The 19,320-nt window shown below is 38.4% G+C and carries 14 protein-coding genes and 1 riboswitch; of the genes, 2 read left to right on the top strand and 12 right to left on the bottom strand.

The window, feature by feature from the left end; genetic code table 11:
• Positions 1-153: 153 nt before the first annotated feature.
• The 3 genes from KHA94_RS22815 to KHA94_RS22825 form a co-directional block, all read right to left on the bottom strand.
• Positions 154-1,275, bottom strand: coding sequence for an AAA family ATPase (locus tag KHA94_RS22815; protein ID WP_213104396.1), 1,122 nt, complete (start codon positions 1,273-1,275; stop codon positions 154-156).
• A gap of 487 nt (positions 1,276-1,762) precedes the next feature.
• On the bottom strand, positions 1,763-2,869 hold the full coding sequence (gene menC, locus KHA94_RS22820; RefSeq protein WP_213104397.1) for an o-succinylbenzoate synthase: 1,107 nt from the start codon (positions 2,867-2,869) through the stop codon (positions 1,763-1,765).
• An 89-nt stretch (positions 2,870-2,958) separates the two neighbouring features.
• Positions 2,959-3,501 (bottom strand): NADPH-dependent FMN reductase, encoded by a 543-nt coding sequence (locus tag KHA94_RS22825; RefSeq protein ID WP_213104398.1) that lies wholly within the window; start codon positions 3,499-3,501, stop codon positions 2,959-2,961.
• A 257-nt stretch (positions 3,502-3,758) separates the two neighbouring features.
• On the opposite strand from KHA94_RS22825, the gene KHA94_RS22830 reads away from it, so the two are divergent.
• Positions 3,759-3,968, top strand: a complete 210-nt coding sequence (locus KHA94_RS22830) for a methionine aminopeptidase (protein ID WP_213104399.1) — start codon at positions 3,759-3,761, stop codon at positions 3,966-3,968.
• Positions 3,969-4,192: 224 nt separating this feature from the next.
• Here the strand turns inward: KHA94_RS22830 and KHA94_RS22835 are convergent, their stop codons facing one another.
• The 9 genes from KHA94_RS22835 to KHA94_RS22870 form a co-directional block, all read right to left on the bottom strand.
• Positions 4,193-5,377 carry a sensor domain-containing diguanylate cyclase gene (locus KHA94_RS22835; protein ID WP_213104400.1) on the bottom strand — a complete coding sequence of 395 codons (1,185 nt, stop codon included), beginning with the start codon at positions 5,375-5,377 and terminating at the stop codon, positions 4,193-4,195.
• Between the two features lie 131 nt (positions 5,378-5,508).
• A riboswitch (cyclic di-GMP riboswitch) is annotated at positions 5,509-5,593 on the bottom strand.
• A 228-nt stretch (positions 5,594-5,821) separates the two neighbouring features.
• Positions 5,822-6,826 carry an HD-GYP domain-containing protein gene (locus tag KHA94_RS22840; protein WP_213104401.1) on the bottom strand — a complete coding sequence of 335 codons (1,005 nt, stop codon included), beginning with the start codon at positions 6,824-6,826 and terminating at the stop codon, positions 5,822-5,824.
• Between the two features lie 143 nt (positions 6,827-6,969).
• On the bottom strand, positions 6,970-8,025 hold the full coding sequence (locus KHA94_RS22845) for a DmpA family aminopeptidase (RefSeq protein ID WP_213104402.1): 1,056 nt from the start codon (positions 8,023-8,025) through the stop codon (positions 6,970-6,972).
• Positions 8,026-8,322: 297 nt separating this feature from the next.
• Positions 8,323-9,891, bottom strand: coding sequence for a SagB/ThcOx family dehydrogenase (locus tag KHA94_RS22850; RefSeq protein ID WP_213104403.1), 1,569 nt, complete (start codon positions 9,889-9,891; stop codon positions 8,323-8,325).
• A 21-nt stretch (positions 9,892-9,912) separates the two neighbouring features.
• Positions 9,913-11,856 carry a TOMM precursor leader peptide-binding protein gene (locus tag KHA94_RS22855; protein ID WP_213104404.1) on the bottom strand — a complete coding sequence of 648 codons (1,944 nt, stop codon included), beginning with the start codon at positions 11,854-11,856 and terminating at the stop codon, positions 9,913-9,915.
• Positions 11,853-13,817 carry a putative thiazole-containing bacteriocin maturation protein gene (locus KHA94_RS22860; protein WP_213104405.1) on the bottom strand — a complete coding sequence of 655 codons (1,965 nt, stop codon included), beginning with the start codon at positions 13,815-13,817 and terminating at the stop codon, positions 11,853-11,855. Before KHA94_RS22860 ends, KHA94_RS22855 begins: the two co-directional genes overlap by 4 nt.
• A gap of 160 nt (positions 13,818-13,977) precedes the next feature.
• The gene (locus KHA94_RS22865; protein WP_213104406.1) at positions 13,978-14,142 is read right to left on the bottom strand and encodes a hypothetical protein; all 165 of its coding nucleotides are present in this window, start codon (positions 14,140-14,142) and stop codon (positions 13,978-13,980) included.
• A gap of 111 nt (positions 14,143-14,253) precedes the next feature.
• Complete coding sequence (locus KHA94_RS26380) at positions 14,254-14,382, bottom strand: hypothetical protein (protein WP_275950929.1); 129 nt, start codon at positions 14,380-14,382, stop codon at positions 14,254-14,256.
• A gap of 508 nt (positions 14,383-14,890) precedes the next feature.
• Positions 14,891-15,955, bottom strand: a complete 1,065-nt coding sequence (locus KHA94_RS22870; protein WP_213104407.1) for a M14 family zinc carboxypeptidase — start codon at positions 15,953-15,955, stop codon at positions 14,891-14,893.
• A 486-nt stretch (positions 15,956-16,441) separates the two neighbouring features.
• On the opposite strand from KHA94_RS22870, the gene KHA94_RS22875 reads away from it, so the two are divergent.
• Positions 16,442-18,490, top strand: coding sequence for a molybdopterin oxidoreductase family protein (locus KHA94_RS22875; RefSeq protein WP_213104408.1), 2,049 nt, complete (start codon positions 16,442-16,444; stop codon positions 18,488-18,490).
• Positions 18,491-19,320 lie beyond the last annotated feature (830 nt).

Here is a 19,320-nt window from a genome sequence, read left to right on the forward strand (position 1 = left end):
TTGGTTCAAAATCATATCCCAATTACTGTCGTCGGTGAGCGTTTTGATTTTCTTTTGACCACTGCTAATGAATAAGCTGTAGTGTCTCCTTGAACAAATACACAAAAGTTGGAAAAGCGGGACTGTGAAACTCTCTTCCTATCTGATGTGTGTCTATCGATGTTTTCTTCCGGAACTGCTGCCTCCACTTCTCCCTGAGTTACCTTTGTAGGAGACAGTGATTCTCTTCCCTGGTTTGAGTGTATAGGAGCCCTTAGAGCTAGTTCCACCAGTGCCATTCGAGTGTCCTTGCTGTTTCTTCCGAGGCGTTTGACTATTATTAGGCTTTTGATTAGAAATAATTGAGCGTCCTGATCCATGATGATTTTCATTCTTAGGTGTTTCATGTTTCCTTTGATGTGTTTCGTGTTTATTTAGTCCTTCTTCCATTTTACTTAATCTTCTATATAATTCAGTAAATTTCTTATTATTTTTTGAGTCGGGGCTAGCAAGGTCTTTCTTTAATAATCCTTTTATATTTGTTGCGCTGGCATTTTCAATTCTTCTCTCATCCGGTTTAGCATGCTGATTTGTTGCTGTGACACTGTCTTTTCCTAATGCATGTTCAGTCTCTATTGTCGATTTTCTCAATGTTTGTTGCTTTGTAATTTCACCTCTCATGTCTTTTTTTGAAATGGAGGTATGTTCATGGACTTTAGAATCAGAATCTAAACGGTGCTTGTTTAATGGTTTTTTTACTTTATTGATCTGCATTATCTTATCCTGCAAAGCAACTTCCTGTTGTTTGTTCAGTTTTTGCATAGAATTTTTTAATTTATTTGACTCTCTTTTTGACTCTCTTTCTATTTCCTCCAAAATTGCAGATATGTTGTCATCATGAATATTTGGGTTCACTGCCTGTTTCAGTGATGTTATAGCTTTTTTCAAGAAGCCCCTAATCCCAGTTGGCTTACCAGAACCTGTCGACTTTGGTTCATCCGGTGTCTGCCCCCAGTCTGTTGAATGTTCAGCCACGGATTCCTTTTTTTGCTCTTCCGGCCGTGCAGAAACTGATTTATTCATCCTGTCTGTTGACTCAGTACCTGTTGACTCAGTACCTGTTGATTCACTTATCCTGCCTGAAGACTGTGTAACAGTTGGTTCACCTATCTGACCTGTCTGCTCCTCAATGACTGGTCCACTTCTTCTGCTAGTTAACTGTGATGGTGTCGGCTCAATTTCTTGTTTTTTTGGTTGCAGTGCTTCGGTTTTTGCGGCCGGCTTCGACTGCCCCATATTCAGGCTGTTCCCTGGATGTGATAGTGGTGATTTGGGGTTTTGCGGATTTATACCTCCACCGGATCCACTAGTATTCCCACCTTGCCCGTTGTTCCCTGCTAGCGATTTTGCAGATTTAGGGTTTTGTGGATTTTTATCCGCTCCCGCTCCACTATAATTCCTAGCTTGCTGGCTGTTCTCTGCACTGCTATTTCCAGCCTCCTGGGTGGAAATAATTCAATTAATAAAATGAAGAAAAGGTAAATAAGCAAGAAAAATAGAGTTGTTAGTATTCTGATATTACTTCTAAATATCTAAATCGAAAAACTTCCCAATAAAAACTTTACAAAATATGGTTGAAAACCTTGATTCATAGGTGTTAAAATGGTGGTACAGTGGTAATGAATAACTCGTTTAGAGGATTAATTGTTCTTACAACAAAACAGCCCTTCTCAATTGAGAAGGGCTGTTTTGTTTGATTTTTCAGTTCTCCTTTTATACTCCTTTAAGAAAAAGTTTTTTCGAAAACAGTAAATGTTTTAATCGTTTCTGTATTCGGTTCATACCCAATACCAGGTACATCTGGAACGTTGATATAACCATCCTCTACAATAACTTCTGGGTCAATAATATCCCGTTCCCAATAACGTGAAGAGCCTGCCGTATCTCCGGGTAAAACAAAATTACTTAATGATGTGAGTGCGATATTATGTGTCCTTCCAATGCCAGCTTCAAGCATTCCCCCGCACCAGACAGGAATATTGTGCTTTTGACAAAGGTCATGGATTCTTTTGGATTCGGTTAATCCGCCGATACGTCCGATTTTAATATTAATAATTTTACAGCTTCCCATTTCAATAGCCATTCGAGTATCCACATATGAATGAATACTCTCATCTAAACAAACAGGAGTGCTGATTTCTTTTTGAAGCTTTGCGTGATCAATGAAATCATCAGAGGCTAATGGCTGCTCAATCATCATTAATTCAAACTCATCCAGTTTTCTTAAATGATCAATATCTTTAAGTCGGTAAGCTGAGTTGGCATCTGCCATTAGCGGCACATTCGGGAAGTGTTTTCTTATTTCTCTCAAAACCTCTATATCCCAGCCTGGCTTGATCTTTACCTTCATCCGCTTATAGCCTTCAGCGACATACTCATCAATTAAATTCAATAAATCATCAACTGTATTCTGAATGCCAATGCTGATGCCTACTTCAATTTTGTTTTTCTCTCCCCCAAGTGCTTTTGCAAGGGAAATTCCTTTTTCTTGAGAATATAAGTCCCAAATGGCTCCCTCAATCGTTGACTTCGCCATATTATTTTTGCGAATAGATGAAAAAATGTCAGAAACCTCATCAGGATGTTGAATTTCTTTATTTAATATTGCCGGAATGAGGAAATCCTCAAGCATATGCCAATTTGTTTTTAGAGTTTCTTCCGTATACCAAGGTGAATAGAAAGCAACAGATTCACCCCATCCGATATTTCCGCTTTCATCCTTTGCTTCTAGTAAAATAAACTCTTTATCTTGAATAGTTCCAAAGCTTGTTGAAAATGGAGATTTCATTCGCATTTTTAAATGACGGAGTGTGATTTCCTTTAAATTCATTAATATTCACCTTTTCTGTTAACCAAAAAATCAGGCAGCTTAGTGATAAACTAGACTGCCTTGAAAAAGGATTAACTTGATAATAAAAACTACTTATTGCGGCCTAAACCGTTTTGCATATAAACTAATTCATCCGCTAAATCCTCAATGCGTTTTAATACATCTTCATCAACGATCTCATTCGCCTCATTAAAGTGGCTTCCATTAACATACACATAGCTTGGCGCTACAAAGGACCTGAAATAACCTGCAATCGGCTTCATTTGATTTTCGACGACTAAATAATGCTGATAAGTCCCTCCATTTGCTACGAACCCCATTACTTTATGGCGAAAAACGGAAGGTGGAACGATATCAAATAAATTTTTCAACGGCGCTGGGAATGATCCATTGAATATTGGGAATCCCACTAGATAAAAGTCTGCATCAGATACGGCTTTAATCATATTCTTTGTATCATCATTATATAATTCCGGTTTCCTGCCATCACAGAATTCCATTTGTATATTTCTTAAGTCAAGCAGCTCAGTTTCAATTTCAGGGTGTTTCTCTTTGATTTCTTTCAGAACAGCCTCTACTAAAATCGCTGTCTTTGCTCCCAAAATTGTCCCTGAAATACCTAATATTTTCATTAATCGAAATCTCCCTTCACTTCACTCCGTCAGGAATATTTAACCCTTATTAATCTAAAATTATCCTGATTCACCCTACATTATACTACTACTCATAAGAGATTTCTTTTTTCTTGTCTCACAACTAAATATTTTTAGCATAGAAGTTGTGTTAAAGTAATCAAGTTTTGTCTTGAAAACTTATGTGATTAATCTATCCAATGAATAAAAATCTTCATTTTTACAAAAAATAAGAAAAAAATTTGGAGGTGAAAAATATGGGGCTAGTAAAAGCTTTTAACGATTGGAGAGCAGCAAGATATGAAAACCATGTCTCTCAAATGAAAGAAGCAGATAAATGTCCGGAATGCTATGGCAGGGGCTTCATGTCATATCCTGTTAATGAATTTGCCTTTTATGGAAATTCATTTGATTGTCCTGGCTGTAACGGAAGCGGCCATTTTTCCGATTGGGAGGAGCTTAACTAATCTTCCTTATCTGTAAACTTCTATATGTTTTGAAAATGAACAAACTAAAGTGTCAGCTTAAAAAAACTTGGTGCTCGCCAAGCCTTTTGGTGAATGCCTTAGTTTTTTTTCAATGTTTTTAATAGATATATTTTCGAAACTTCATTTTCACTTTAGTACACTAATAAACCTTTACTTTCCAATTAGCCAAGCGAAAAGACTTCTGTCTTCCCGCTTGACCTAAACTATTTATTCACAATCACGATTTGATTTCCACCTTGTTGCTTTGCTTTGTATAACACTTGATCAACTGACTTCTTCAATTCATCAACAGTCCTGCCATGTTCTGGATACATTGCTACGCCAACACTGACTGAAATAGGAATTTCATTATTAGATACTTTGATTGGGTTTTTTCTATAAAATTCGAAGAGTTTTTCATAGATTGACTCTACATCCGATGGAGATTGGATAATCAGCATAAATTCATCTCCTGCATATCGATAGCCAACAATTTGATCATGACAAACACTTTTAATCCCATTTGCTAATATTTTTAAATACAAATCACCTGTATCATGCCCAAAGTTGTCATTAATCCGCTTCAAATGATCAGAATCAATCATCATGAGAGTCATTTTTTCTTGAACTTTTTCATTCATAAGCTTAGCTAAATCTTCGTGAAAAGCACGGTGATTTTTCAATCCTGTTAATTCATCTGTCCTTGACATTAAAAAAATCTTTTCATATAGCCTAGCTGTTCCAATTGAATTGATTACTTGAGATCCAATTATTTGCAAAAGCTCCTCATGTTCTTTACGATAGGCAAAATCCGAGAAGCTTTGGGCTGATATAACCCCTCTTACATGATCATCGATAATTACAGGTACAAAAATACAAGACCTTGTTTCCTTTACTCCAAATTTTGCTTTCGATTCATAGGCTTGCGCTTCTTTTTTTAAATGAATTATTTCTCTTGTTTCAATAACCTTCGAAGTATAATTATCACCCATGTCTACAATTCTATTCGGATAGATCTGACCATTTTCTACCATAATCAAAAAATGAATTTTCTGCTTTTCTTCATTATATAATGCCATATAAAAGGAATCAGTAGACATTACTTGAGAGACCATATCGTAAGCCTTTTTAAGCAGGATCTCCTCATTCAGCGTCTTGCTGCAAACCTGGGCAAATTCATGAAGAATTTTATAATGCTGATTCAGCCATCTCATGTTTTCTATTTGATCATTTATAACCTGAAGTTCCAAAAGTAATGAATCTATGACCTCTCTATCCTCTGGATATTCAATATTCCTTTCAATCTCCAAATAATTTTCATTAGAAAGGATATCCTTTTCTGTACCGATTTTTTTTAGTAACTGGTCAATGATTCTTACTATATAGCGAATACCTTTCATATTTGCCATTTTAAACACTTCCAAAAATAGATTTTCAACAGGCTAAATTAGCCTGTTCAACGGAAATGAAATATATTCATTAATTCCTTAAACAAAAAAAGATTAATCTGTACCGATTAATCCATTACATGGTTAGTGATTTCGGTAACTGGCTGGCATTGTCAATCAACTTTAGCCCCTATAGCTTTGCGTCTTCATTTTTCAATGAATTTGCCTTTTCTACTATACAGTATTAAGTTTTTCTGAATTATCCTATAATTTATATTTTAATCATATAGTTCTTTTATACCATCGTCAATTCATTTTCAAAAAAAAGGATGATAAAGGAAATTGACCTGTGACTTAAGAGAATTCTTCATAAACCATATAATTAAATTGGCTGCCTAACATGAAAGGCAGCCAATTTATCCATAATTGATTGAGTTAAATTGTTAGCATCTTGAGAACTGGCACTCAAATCCTAGAATCTTCTCGTATCTTTTTTTGAAGAACTTCCTTTATTAATAAAGTAGGGTTGGATACTAACGATACTTCTTCCCCAGATTCGATAAAACGAATGTATGGTCTCTGCATACTTCCTATTATCTTTGTGATGATCGCTTCTCTTCCATTATTCATCATCACCCTTGTGCCTGGTATATAAGAAGGAACCACTTCCACAAATAGTTGAACAAAATCCATACTAAAATTTGTGCCTGCTTTCGTCATAATACATTCCATCACTTCATGCGGTGGCATCTCTTGACTGGATAAGAGATTATCATACATATTAGCAATGGAACAAATTTGGGCATATTCATGAATTTGATCTTCTGTTATGCCGCGTGGAAAACCAGTTCCATCTACCTTTTCATGATGTTGATATGCCATATGAGAAGATAGTAAGCTTATTTCTCTGATTTTCCGTAAGAAGTTAAATCCCATTAATGGATGCCCCTCTTCACTAACCTTGATAGCATTCCCTATATCATGAAGCAATGCTCCAAGACCAACATCCCTTAATTGATTAGGAGGAATCTGCTTTTTGTTCGCAAGATGCAAGGATAAGAGTGCAACATTTACCACATGAGCATATTCTCGTAAATCCTCGGCAAGTGAGGTTGTCGGGATTAAAACGATTGCTTTCCGCTTTGTAACCTCTTCCACTAGATTCGAAACAAGCTTTTGTAAAGTTAGTATGGGCAGCTTGCCAAATTGCGCAACATCCTGAAATGCTTTTTGAATAATTTCAATAGCCGCTATCCAAGTCGTTGCATCAACAATTTCATCCATGGAAATCCCTTCAGATAGAGCATCTTCAACTAATAAATAGCGTACACCTATTGATTCAAGCCTTTCCAAATATACCGGGTGAATCGTTCTCCCAGCAGCAAGCAATACTCTTCTTTGCCTATCAAAAACAGGACGAGCAAGCTGCATAAGATTCGGATCGTATTCGTCTATGTTTATCAGTCTCATGTTGCGCTCCTACTTTCGATCATAACATATGTACAATTATTCATTTTCTTTTATCAAAGCAGAAAAATTATAACATAATCTAGGGATTCTAGAAAATAGGACATCCTGCTCGTCTTACAGATTAATTAAAAGAATGGCAACTTTCACTCAGGAAACAATGACTCGACAATGTTCCCTTTTCTCCCTCGTGTTGTTACTGCTTGGGAAAGTGAATTAAAAATAGCCTCTTCTGTTGATTCAGCTGCAGCGGCAAATAGTTGATTCATCATTGAATGATCATCTCTTATATGCTGAGTGGCTTCAAAAACTTGTTCATTATGATGAAAAACCTTTTGAGCTGTCGAAAATGCGATAACGATATCTCCGCTGCCATGGTTAAAATGGCTGCCTGATCTGCCTAATCCAATTCCACAGCGCTTGGCGACTCTTAGCAGCTGCCTATCACTGAGAGGCACATCTGTGGCAAGAACAATGATAATCGAGCCATCTGTCGTTTTGGATATTGCAGTTTCATGAGTTTCAAGTCCTGAAAACCGATTGGATGGAAACTCTTCTTTTGATCCAAAATTACTTAATACCATACATCCTACTGTGTATTCCTTACCTTCAATTTCATCAATAATCATTCGTGAGGAGCTTCCAATTCCGCCTTTATATCCGAAGCAGACCATTCCTTTACCTGCTCCAACAGCCCCTTCTGAAGATACGTTTGTGGAGGCTTTAGAAATCGCTTCCTTCGCATGATTTGGCTTTACAGGAAAATGCCGAATTGAATTCAAATGGCTATCATTACATTCCCCAACTACAATATTAATTGTCCCTGTTGTTTCTCCGATCTCTGGAGTGATATCAAGCATATACTCTAACGTCCCTTGAGTAACGGCTGGAACACCAAAAGTATTTGTAAGCATAATAGGAGACTCGATCACACCTAATTCATTTACCTGTACTAATCCCGTTGTTTTTCCAAATCCGTTCAATACATAACTAGCTGCAACCACTTTTTCTCTAAACAAGTTTCCACCATGAGGAAGAATCGCTGTTACTCCTGTACAAGAATATTCATCTCCCTCTAATGGATGAGCAAGTGTAACATGACCAACTTTTACCCCTGCTACATCGGTAATACAGTTATTCCTGCCTGTTTTAAGTGCCCCAATTGAGATACCCCTATCTCTAATTTTTTTATTTTTTTGCATACATACCTCCATCTTGTCCTCATTTTAGCGTTAAACTGAATACTTTCATTTTTTAAAATAAATCGAGTTGAAAATTTCGTTAAATAAATGAAAAGTATTGAAAATGACTTATATTGTTTATCTTTACAATATTAATTATAAATGATTTTAATTATCTCAAATAGTTATATACTTTTCTAAAACACAGTTGCTCACTACTTTAAGTTAAACAAATAAAAAGACCAATTAAAAGAGACAAAGTAATTTCCTCTCTTATCAATTGGTCTATCTTAAAATATTTTTTCGCTGTTAACTTTATTAACTAAGCAGCGTTCCCCTTAACCATGGTCGATCTCGATAAGGGCCAATCGGGATTTGGATGAGGCTGGTTTTTTCTTGGGAATCGATCTTATAAATCTCATCACATATTTTCGCATCAAATCCGAGGAGTGGGTGTCCCCCCATTCCAATGGATGACGCCGCTATTAGTAATCGCTGCACAAGCATACCTGCTTCTATTTGCTGTATGCGATATCCTCTGTATCCAAGAGTCGATTTATTGTAATCTTTTTCTCCAACCACATGTATAGAGATTGGAACTTGAATCAAATTTACATTAGGGCCAGTCATCCCGCTTTGCAGCTGAAATCGCTGGTCTCCAAGATTTATCTCTCGCAAGGAATGATCGAAGGGATCATAATAATAAGCTCCGTTTGCAATTCCTTCAACATTATACAAACAGCAATATAGTGAGACACGGGGCTCTTTTCTAAAATAAGCTTCATCTAAATCATTTCGATACGAAAAAGAAGCCGTCGCCTCTTGTAAAAGAGTGGCCAATTGAGATGCACTTACCTTGCCCAACACGAAATCCATGTCCGGTGAAAATCTCTCTTTACAAAATGATGCCAAATCATACGACAACCTCTTCACACGAGGCAACTCTACTACATGACCGTCACAATTCAAATTCCTATTGACATGAATATTTTGAAACGATTGTGTTGATTCTAGCATAGACGCTTCGTTCATCTTAACTAACATCAAACACTCTTCAACCTTCTGTGACCGCTCTTTATGATTATACTGAATGACTGTCAACTCATTGCTCAATTCTGCGTCAGTGATAATTCCCTCCCTGTCACCTATGTTAGGTGACCAGTTTGTAAGTTCCACAGACAGCGGGATAACTGCATACACGCTTTCCTGCTCTTCGGAAAGACCAAGAAGATGGTTAATTGCCCGATCAAGATATTGGAAGTACACACCCGATTCGAAGCCATATCGTTTCGATACTTCCAGTAATTGTCCAATCACTACACCAGCATCAAGCCCTTGCAGACGATAGGAAAAATTATTGTATTTAAAATAATTTTTCCAAAACATTGTTGATACAAACACCGTACCAAAACAAGACGACACATCACAGCTATTTCCAAGAGCCCTGGTTATAAATGAATCGAAATTTCCTTCTCGCAGAAGCACTAAACCATGATGTGCCACATCGTAATGATATACCCCTTCAGGCAAATCCTTCAGCTTCAAATATACATATATTTCATTTGGATACAATGCCCCGCCAGAAGGAACAAACCGTCTATAAGACTGCACAAGCTCAATGCTATCCTCTAACGTATAAACTGACTGGCTAAATTGGGTTAGGCCGAATACATACCATAGAAAATGACCGAACCTATAAAGATCAGGTGTCGATGGTGTTTCCAATCCTTCAAGCGAAAGCGGTACTTCTAGAGATAACGGAATTACTGGCAGATCACGATAAATCTTATAAGGGTAAGGGGCATCACCCCAATCCACTTCCCAATCCGGCGGGCTTAGTTTGTCAATATCAAAATGTAGATTGTGCAAAAATGCATCTAGACTCATCCTCGTTCCTCCTAATCATGCTTATGGAAACGGATGCGGATGTGGATTGAGTTGTTCAGGAGTTAAAGGTTGTTCCGTATACCCAAGTTCCATTGGTATCCGCAGCACCCTCTCCAGTCCTGTTAATCGGGTAAGGTGATGTCCAAAAGTCATCGGCAGCATCCCCGGAATTAACACTTTCACGCAATGTAGTCCGTTTCGTATCGTTTCTGATGTCGTCTGCTCCACCACAATCACATCGAGGTTTAATCGGCGAAACACCTGTAAAACGTCCTTCAAATCATCCGTCAAATCTGAATGCTTTGATATCCAATTGAATTCCTCATCAAACTGTCGCACTGGGCGATGATCATCCAGCAAAAACTGCAGTCGCTCCTCAGCTTGCGGCAATCCATACAGCATACCATGATGATCCATCTTCTGTACCAGGAACGGATCCTGCAACATTCGTAAATACTCCTCTTGATTCGCTTCAAAATGATTATCAAGGTTCAGCATCATGGCTGAAAGCTCGTGCACCGCACTTTTCGCAGCTCGTATTGGGTCCAAATGAGCTCCAGCTGCACAGATGATATTGACTCCCTTATCTTTCCTGTTTTTTGCTATCGCCATAATACTTGGAATTCCATTCTCCATCGTTGCATTATATAAATAAATATCATAGCCAGCTACCACGCGTACACGATCTATCATCAACTGCAATTCTTGGTCTTTTGCAGAATAAGGATCAAGACGCGGGAGTGGCAACTGCGCATACCAAGTCAGAAGGAATGAATCACGTTCCACTACTTCTAAGATCCCGTAGAAAATGGCCTCCTCCAAGCTACCTCCTAAAGCACATCCGTTAGAAGTTTCATAGACAAAGCCTTGACCGCAGCCCAAGCTGTAATATGCAAGTAACTCTGGTACTAAAATTGGCCGCTCTTGTAAAAATGAATAACCCCAAACCCAATTAATGTTCTTTTCTGGATTAAACTTCTCGAAAGGAAAATTAGGACGAGCATATTGTTCATTTGCGTGCACACCTACATCTAACGGATTAAGGGCATGGTCCTTCAGATTGCTGTAACTGTCATAGATCATTGTTCGTTTTCCACGTGGTGACAGACCACAATATCTTTCCAACCCCTCCATAATGGCCGTCAACTCACTAATGGCATATGAATGCGTTCGGCCTCCTACTCCCTCATCCCCAGTTAACAGTGGCAGATTGACACCTACGTCTGCAAATGGAGTCTTAAGGTCAATCATTTTACCATTTAAAAAGCCTGTTCGATGATCCAGATAGTCTTTGATTAGAACCTTTTTCAGATCATCGATTGAACGGCAGCGGAAGCTATCAGCATTGATTTTTGGACTAGGCTGCAACGAGATTCGGGCCGCGGCCGCTGAATCGTCGGGTATCTGACCACAAACAGGGCATAGTTGGTCGGGCAGAAAGAAATGCCATGAACTATTCAATGTATTTAATTTGATAATAAATACCTGACCTTCCGATCGCGCCTGCTCACCTTGTAATATCCTCTGCACCTCAGATTCAAGCAAATGGGCGATCTGCAAAAGTCCTATTCGCGATGCCCAAGGATCAGGCGAACTATCTTCACTTTCCGCTAGAATCTGCTCTATCTCCCACATCTCTTTACGGTCTCTTCCTGCCATGAGTCGTCGCATGTTAGCACACGATGAGCATCCAGGCTTCCTTGGGCGAACCAATGGACCGACGACTCCTTCGCCAAATGAAACGAATCCTCTAAGCCAAGGGATACTGGTATGTTGCAGCACCTCTTCTGCCTTTTGATGAATGGAGGGATGCCAAGCATCATGCAATACAAGAACTAAAATAGCATCATCCGGTACTCCTGCCTCGAAATCAGTATGACAAACTATCTTGTATTGAGTGGACAATGCTTGTGTCACTTGGTCCGCCAACACTCCTTCTCCGATAACTGCCACGACAGCACTCAACAGGATTCCTCCTTTCGCAACAATACACCATACACTCTTGCTAGGCCCTCTTGCATAAAAGGTTCCAACGCCAGTTCAAAGACGGAGAGACGCTTGTGATTCTGTTCCAATGTCTGCAAAGCGTATTTTAAGACCTCTGGTTGCGCAATGTCTTCACATGCAGGAATTATGATGTTGTGTTGTGCCTTTTCTTCAAGAAAAACGGACGAAGCTTCCACTTGTTGCATCGTGTTCGAATTCACTTTATTTTGGGCATCCGTTAGTGCTTGCTGCAGTGAATTTCTTAACGCCAAAGAGATATTCAAACCCGTATTTCTATACCAGCTATCATTCGTGCCAACCCATATAACAGGGAAGCCGGACACTTCCTCCCCAAGGCCTATTACTGGTTCTCCTTGCAATGTCGTCAATGCTTGTAAATAATAACGACATCGCTCATCTTCTATCTCACTCAAAAGCACCCGAGAGACTGAATATTTCTGATCAAATAATTGTTCGTTCAATTCCTCTTCTAAACACCTTTGCAATCCACGTGCTACACATTCCGCAATCGTTTCACCCGCTCCAAAACCTATATATACCTTTTCTTCGCTAATACTACCATTTACTTCCTGTTGTGGAGAATGAGTCGCATCGAGCAGATTGGCGATACGCGATACATACGCTTCTAATCCGGCTAGCCCTGACTCCCTCCGTGCCTCTTCAGAAGTCAAGCCTGAACGAATAATCTCTGGCAACAGCTCAGCCGGCCCTTCAGATAACAAATCGACTGCTTGAACACGACACTGTGCCAACGGTAACTGATTTAAATCCCCTTCTTCCCAAATATGAAAGATACCTGATTCAGAAGATGTCAAAAGGCTGAAGAAAAGGAGTAATACATTTTCCTCACTTTTACGCTTGCTCTCTTCAATTTGCAAATCCAAATCTTGAACCCACTCCGCAGACACACTTCCATCCACCAAAGGATGAGGAATGAACGAATGCCAGTTTCCTTCCAATGTATCCAGACTAAGCAGGAAGAATTGATATTCCTGTTCCGATTTCTCTTCTCTTGTAATCTCTTTAAATAATTCAAACACAATCACATTGGCCAGCATTGCTCCTGCTGTAGATGAAAAAGCGGAGAACTCCTCGTCTTTGGAAAGCACTGATTGGTGTATTCGACGCCAGGCAGACTCCCAACATCCCTTTGATTCTGGATTCACTAAAGGACCTGCAAGACCCACCTGCTGCAAGCGAATTGCTGGTATAAACATCTTACCCTCTTCCCTACAAATCGCTTGGAGAGCCCTTAGTTCTTCGATATCATCATCCTGGGACACATACATAATTGAATCATAACCCTGCACAATTTCACGCCATGAATCCATCCCGTCATTCTGTAGGATGACCTCCTCTACAGCAACATCGGAATCTGTAAGTCGTGCATGTGAAACGATTTCCATCATACGTCGTCTACTGGTTTGATTAGAATCCTTGATGAGGAAATGAAACTTAGGCAACCCTGATTCGATTAATGAAGAAACCAACGAAACTAGAAAAGGCCCAGAACCAACTGCCAATACTTTAGTCTGACGATAAGTTTGAAAACGGTACGCACCCGAATCACCAAAATTATTCAAAAATTCAATTTGAGAGGCATACTTCTTAAGTATTTGATCCGACAATTGATGCGAACGATCATTACTAAAATCTTGAACAAACCCGTTTCTATAAAGAGCTTCTGCAATTTCATAGACCCTATTCTGGTATTGATTCGGCAGTCCATCGGTTAAATCCCCTATCGTGTATTCCCCATTGAACATAGGCATCAGCTTTTCAACCCACTGATCGATCGTACTGCCTTCCATACGAAACGAACATAAGTTGTTCCGAAAATATACGCCATTGTTTGAATCTGGAAAAAAAAACGTGTCCCTTTTCACTTTCAGACGCATAGTAGGGGTTATCTTTGTCATTCCGCTCCTCCTTACTCGTGAGCTGTGCTCAATTCTGTATCATAATTCTCACTCTTATCCTATGTAAGGAAATTTGTCTCATATGTCTATACTTATTAGAAAAACTTGGCATTCGCCAAGTCTTTTTGGTGAATGCCTTAGTTTTTTGTATGCGATCTTATTAGCTTAAAAAGCCCCCTGCAAAATTCCTTGCAGGGGTACAGCTTTTTCTTAGAAAACTAAAACAATCAACCGTCAGAGCGGAAACAACGACCACAACGACCACAACGACCACCGCAACCAAAACAGCTGCCGCAGCGGAAACCAAAGCAACCTCCAAAGCCAAAGCAACCTCCACATCCAAAGCAACTTCCAAAACCTAAGCCAAAACAGCTTCCAAAACCAAAGCAACTTCCAAAACCAAAGCAACTTCCAAAACCTAAGCCTAAGCCTAAACCTAAGCCAAAGCATCTTCCAAATCCTCCAAAGCATCTTCCAAATCCACCAAAGCACCTTCCAAATCCTCCAAAGCACCTTCTCTCAGAATCAACATAGTACTGACTTTGATCCCAAGGAACTGCATCATACGCTTGGAAATCTCCAAGATTCAGGCCTTGAAGATCTCTTTGAAAATCATACATATGCATAGCCTCCATAATAATTTTTTATAAAGATGTCGAGCAACATGAGAGATTACAGATTTGCCATATTTTATAGATGAAGCCACCTATACCTCTCCCCAACAAAATATGAACACTGATTGGGTATTGTTACTGAAGTGAATGCCTATTTTTATTGTTCTAAGGCCCATTTTGCAGTTGCAAAAAATAAGAAAAAAATGACTGCAAGATTACCTATTTGACAAATGATATTGTCACGGATTCATAGTATAAATATTTAAAAGCAATCTCATAGGCAATCACTGATCAAAACTTGTATCGATTACACCTTTCTAAAAATACATGGAAAAAAGTAGTTGAGATGAATTAACGAGGATGAAACGTCATTAAATGAATAAAAACGGAGAGGCATGAAACTATTTAAAAATAAAAAGTATCCCCGTCTCATTAAAACGGGGATACTTTTTATATCTATTATTCGTCGGATTCTTCGTTTTGTCTATTATTCTGTGTAGGAAGAGTATCCCAGAAGCTTGTATCTGCAGTATCGATAGAACCATCAGAAATCGCTCTTACAGTCGCATCTAAAGTGGTGATCGTTTGCTTAATTAAATAACCGTTACTCTTTTGTCCAATAGCATATGATTTGATATAGTGATCAGACATGCCGCGCATTTCAAATAGGAGTGTTGAAATATCATAACTAACAGCGATACCATTTCGACCAATATTATTTCCTGATCCTCCATCATATTTCCCAAGATGTCCCCAACCAGTTGGTTCTATCGCATTATAAACAACAGAACCAAGTTTTTTAGAGCCTTCTAATACTTCCGGCTTAACATTAGAGCTTGTAGGGTACAGAATTGAACCAGAGACAAGCTCTCCTTCTGTCTCGCTTAAAGTTCCTTGATGATGAAGATCAATCATGTAATCAATATCATATTTTTGTAAAACATTTTCATGCAATGCCTTTGCTTCAGGCTGCATTTTACTCGTTGGCTTATCATGTTCGCGGTTTAAATCCACATAATTAGCATTATAACGAGTAAGATGGCGATCCCCATCAGCTAAGTAATCATCAAGAGAGAAATCAACATCCCCCATTGCGCCGTCTGCATTTAGCATTGGAATAATGAGAACGTTTACATTATCAAGAACACCTTTCATTTTTCCTGTTCCTAAATGCTTGATAAATTCAAGTGCACCTTCTGTTGTAAGCTGCTCATTTCCATGCTGCTGTGTTAAAAATAGAATTGTCGGATTGCTAGGATTAGAAATATACTTGGCCATGTAAATATCGCGGCCTTTTACTGTTTGACCAATTACTTCAAGCTCCATAGCTGCTTGTTTTGCATCTTGCGTTTTGAGATAGTCTACAAGACTCTCATATGTATGCAGGATTGAAGTTTGGATAGCTCCATTTCCAGCACTCGGACCGTTTCCAACAGCACTTGCAGGAATCGAAACAGTTGTGACAGCTCCCAGCGCCATTAAACTAGATAAAGAAACAGATAAAACTTTCTTTTTTAAGCCCATTCATTCATTCCTCCATTTTTGTATGCATTCATTTATTATTGTACTTTTTGAAATAAATTGTGTTAATAGAATCACATACCTAATCATTAGACAAATTTCGCCTATCGAAAAAAGTCATTTAGCGTATGTTTTAGGGAAATTTTAATAAGTATTTAGTTAGTAAGTCATGAAATGGTATACTAATTTAATATATACTTTTCGAAATGATCTGAAAAAAGATCTATTTTACATGCACTAAGAATTCTTTTACTGAAAATCTATGCCAAAATAAGGATAATTCCCTAAGTGTTTTTGTCGAATAAAATCGAATAATGTGACTTTATAGTAGAATTGAAGCAAATAAATTTCGTTGTCTATTAAAAATTTCGAGATGATTTTTAATCGTTTTTTATTTATACTATAAAAAACTTCAAAATAATTAGAATTCCATACATGCTTAATCAACATTTAGCAAAAAATTAATCTTACAAAAAAGGAGTTTCTCGTATGCACACTTTTGTAAATGAACACAATGGGATTTTTCCCTCTGTTTGTCCGCTTGACTGCCCAGATCAGTGTGGACTTCTCCTCCATAAAGTTGACGGAAAAATTGTTAAAGTTGACGGGGATCCGAATCATCCCGTCACAAAAGGAAATATTTGCAACAAAGTTAGGAATATGACAGCGAGAATATATGATGATAAACGTTTAAAATACCCAATGAAGCGTATCGGTGCCAAAGGAAAAGGGAAATTTGAACGAATCAGCTGGGAGGAAGCAATAGGGACAATTACTTCTCGATGGAATGAACTAATTCATACAGACGGGCCAGAAAGCATTCTTCCTTATGGCTTTTATGGAAACATGGGGAATCTTAGCGCCGAGGGTATGGACCGCCGTTTTTTTCATAGATTAGGTGCTTCTCAGCTCGAAAGAACAATTTGTCAAGCTGCTGGTACAGCTGGCTATTCTTATACAATGGGTGGCAGCTATGGAATCGATCCAGAAGATACAATACATTCAAAATTAATCATTTTTTGGGGTATCAATGCCGTCAGTACAAATATGCACCAAGTAGCATTAGCACAGAAAGCACGAAAAAATGGTGCAACAATTGTTGTTATTGATGTTCATAAAAATCAAACTGGAAAACTTGCTGATTGGTTCATTCCAATTTTACCTGGAACGGATGGAGCTCTAGCGCTTGGGATCATGCACATATTATTTGCAGAAAATCTAGTTGACGCATCATTTTTACAAAAATATACAATTGGTGCCGATGAGCTGCGTGAACATGTAATTCAATATGACCCTGTAACAGTTTCAGAGATTACAGGTGTTGCAGTTGCAGATATTTATAAGCTTGCAAGAATGTACGGAAACATCTCTCCATCCTTCATTCGAATTGGAAACGGACTTCAACATCATGATAATGGAGGAATGACGATTCGATCCATCTCCTGTCTGCCTGCATTAACTGGACAATGGCTTGAAAAAGGAGGCGGTGCAATCAAAGGTAACTCTGGCTATTTAGCCCACAATACAAAACAATTGCAGCGGCCGGATTTACTTGTAAATAAAAATACACGTATCATCAATATGAACTTGCTTGGGAAAGCATTACTTGAGATAGACCCTCCTGTAAAATCGATGTATGTGTATAACAGCAACCCTGCAGTTGTCGCACCAGAGGGAAATTTAGTCAGAAAAGGACTAATGAGAGAAGACTTATTTCTTGTGGTACATGATCTATTTTTGACCGAAACGGCAAAGTATGCCGATATTATTTTACCAGCGAAATCTTCCTTTGAAATGACTGACTTCTATACCTCTTACTGGCATCATTATTTGCAGCTGCAACAGCCAGTTATTGAAGCTGTTGGTGATTCTAAATCGAATGTAGAAGTTTTCCGATTGCTCGCTGATGAAATGGGCTTCCATGAACCTGCCTTTCAAGAAACAGAGGCAGAAATGATTGCAAAAGCGCTTGATAATCCGAGCAACCCGTATTTAGAAGGAATTAATTATGATCATTTAGCTGAGAATCATTATATAAAAGCGAAGATAAAGCCGTTATTTCCAGGTACTCTTCCAACACCAAGCGGAAAAATTGAATTATATTCGGAAAGAATGAAAGAGGATGGCTATCCTCCCCTTCCAACCTATATTCCAATCGTTGAAGATGGGGATTTTCCGTTTATATTTATTCCAGCACCTACTCATAATTTCTTAAATTCAACATTCTCGAATAATGAGAAACATGTTTCACTAGAAAAAGAGCCACGGCTTCATATGAACCAAAATGATGCCATGTCATTAAGGATTGAGGATGGAGAACTAGTTCGTGTTTGGAATGATCGAGGAGAATGTGAGCTAACAGTAAAAGTGGGTGAACTCGTTCTGCAAGGAGTTGTCGTTTCACAAGGATTATGGGCTGACGCGAAAAGAAAAAAGCAGCATGTTAACGCTCTTACACCAGATCGCCTATCCGATATGGGCGGCGGAGCAACCTTTTTCTCGGGAAAGGTTCAGGTTGAAAAAATAAAGGTTAAATAAAATACTATTAATTAACACTTTGTTAAAAACAGTATTGATATTTAATTAATTTCTAATTCTTTACTGTGAGATTACATTTACGATAAACTTATCGTTATCGTTGCTTTGTAATAAAGTTTGATCAAAAACACCTTACAAACCTGTTTTTTATGGTAAATAAGAAGAATCCATTAAAAAAAAGATTGAACAAAATGGATTCTTCTTCAGCAGATTTAAGTTTGATTTTTATAAAAAAGTTTGATCATTTTCCACCTATGTTGTTCAACATTCGCGCCCTTTAATGGAATAAATATAATACGATTTCAAAAATAAATTCAATTTTTTCTTTTTTCACTAGTCGAGTAGAAGGGAGCCTTTCTACCTTGCGGTAAATTGGACTCCACCCCCCTCACAGAACCGTGCTTGCGCTATTGTCTGGATAGAATTCAGGCGCGCGCACTAATTAAAGCCACGTTTCCTGAAACCCCCCTGCGATCCCGGACGGTCGGATTTCCCGAATCCGGTTCTGACCTTGAATATTTAATAAATGGGCCTTCCCTTATTATCCTAGGATTAAATGCCGACACGCATATTCCCCAATCAATAACAAGGTTTACTACATAATTAGCCATGCTCGGGATAATAACTGTTATTATTAAGGCTCTGTGTCCTATTTTACAATCCCATGGCATCCAAGTGCCCAGAGGTCCTTTGCTCAACTTTGGTGTTACCATTGTTGAAATATGTTTCTACATATTTAGAAAAGCATTACCTTTTCCTCTTAGCTACTACGACCTCATTCGTCAGTCCTAAATCCTCCTGTCATTTTCGGTGATACCTTATATGACGGG

The sequence above is a fragment of the Cytobacillus citreus genome, from assembly GCF_018343665.1.
In the GTDB taxonomy this organism is placed as follows: domain Bacteria; phylum Bacillota; class Bacilli; order Bacillales; family Cytobacillaceae; genus Cytobacillus; species Cytobacillus citreus.

What these genes read in the sequence shown, in the direction of transcription:
- KHA94_RS22815 (WP_213104396.1), bottom strand. Translation starts at nt 1,275, where the DNA reads ATGGGGCAGTCGAAGCCGGCCGCAAAAACCGAAGCACTGCAACCAAAA.
- KHA94_RS22835 (WP_213104400.1), bottom strand. Translation starts at nt 5,377, where the DNA reads ATGGCAAATATGAAAGGTATTCGCTATATAGTAAGAATCATTGACCAG.
- KHA94_RS22870 (WP_213104407.1), bottom strand. Translation starts at nt 15,955, where the DNA reads ATGGGCTTAAAAAAGAAAGTTTTATCTGTTTCTTTATCTAGTTTAATG.
- KHA94_RS22825 (WP_213104398.1), bottom strand. Translation starts at nt 3,501, where the DNA reads ATGAAAATATTAGGTATTTCAGGGACAATTTTGGGAGCAAAGACAGCG.
- KHA94_RS26380 (WP_275950929.1), bottom strand. Translation starts at nt 14,382, where the DNA reads ATGATGCAGTTCCTTGGGATCAAAGTCAGTACTATGTTGATTCTGAGA.
- KHA94_RS22840 (WP_213104401.1), bottom strand. Translation starts at nt 6,826, where the DNA reads ATGAGACTGATAAACATAGACGAATACGATCCGAATCTTATGCAGCTT.
- menC (WP_213104397.1), bottom strand. Translation starts at nt 2,869, where the DNA reads ATGAATTTAAAGGAAATCACACTCCGTCATTTAAAAATGCGAATGAAA.
- KHA94_RS22845 (WP_213104402.1), bottom strand. Translation starts at nt 8,025, where the DNA reads ATGCAAAAAAATAAAAAAATTAGAGATAGGGGTATCTCAATTGGGGCA.
- KHA94_RS22850 (WP_213104403.1), bottom strand. Translation starts at nt 9,891, where the DNA reads ATGAGTCTAGATGCATTTTTGCACAATCTACATTTTGATATTGACAAA.
- KHA94_RS22875 (WP_213104408.1), top strand. Translation starts at nt 16,442, where the DNA reads ATGCACACTTTTGTAAATGAACACAATGGGATTTTTCCCTCTGTTTGT.
- KHA94_RS22860 (WP_213104405.1), bottom strand. Translation starts at nt 13,817, where the DNA reads ATGACAAAGATAACCCCTACTATGCGTCTGAAAGTGAAAAGGGACACG.
- KHA94_RS22830 (WP_213104399.1), top strand. Translation starts at nt 3,759, where the DNA reads ATGGGGCTAGTAAAAGCTTTTAACGATTGGAGAGCAGCAAGATATGAA.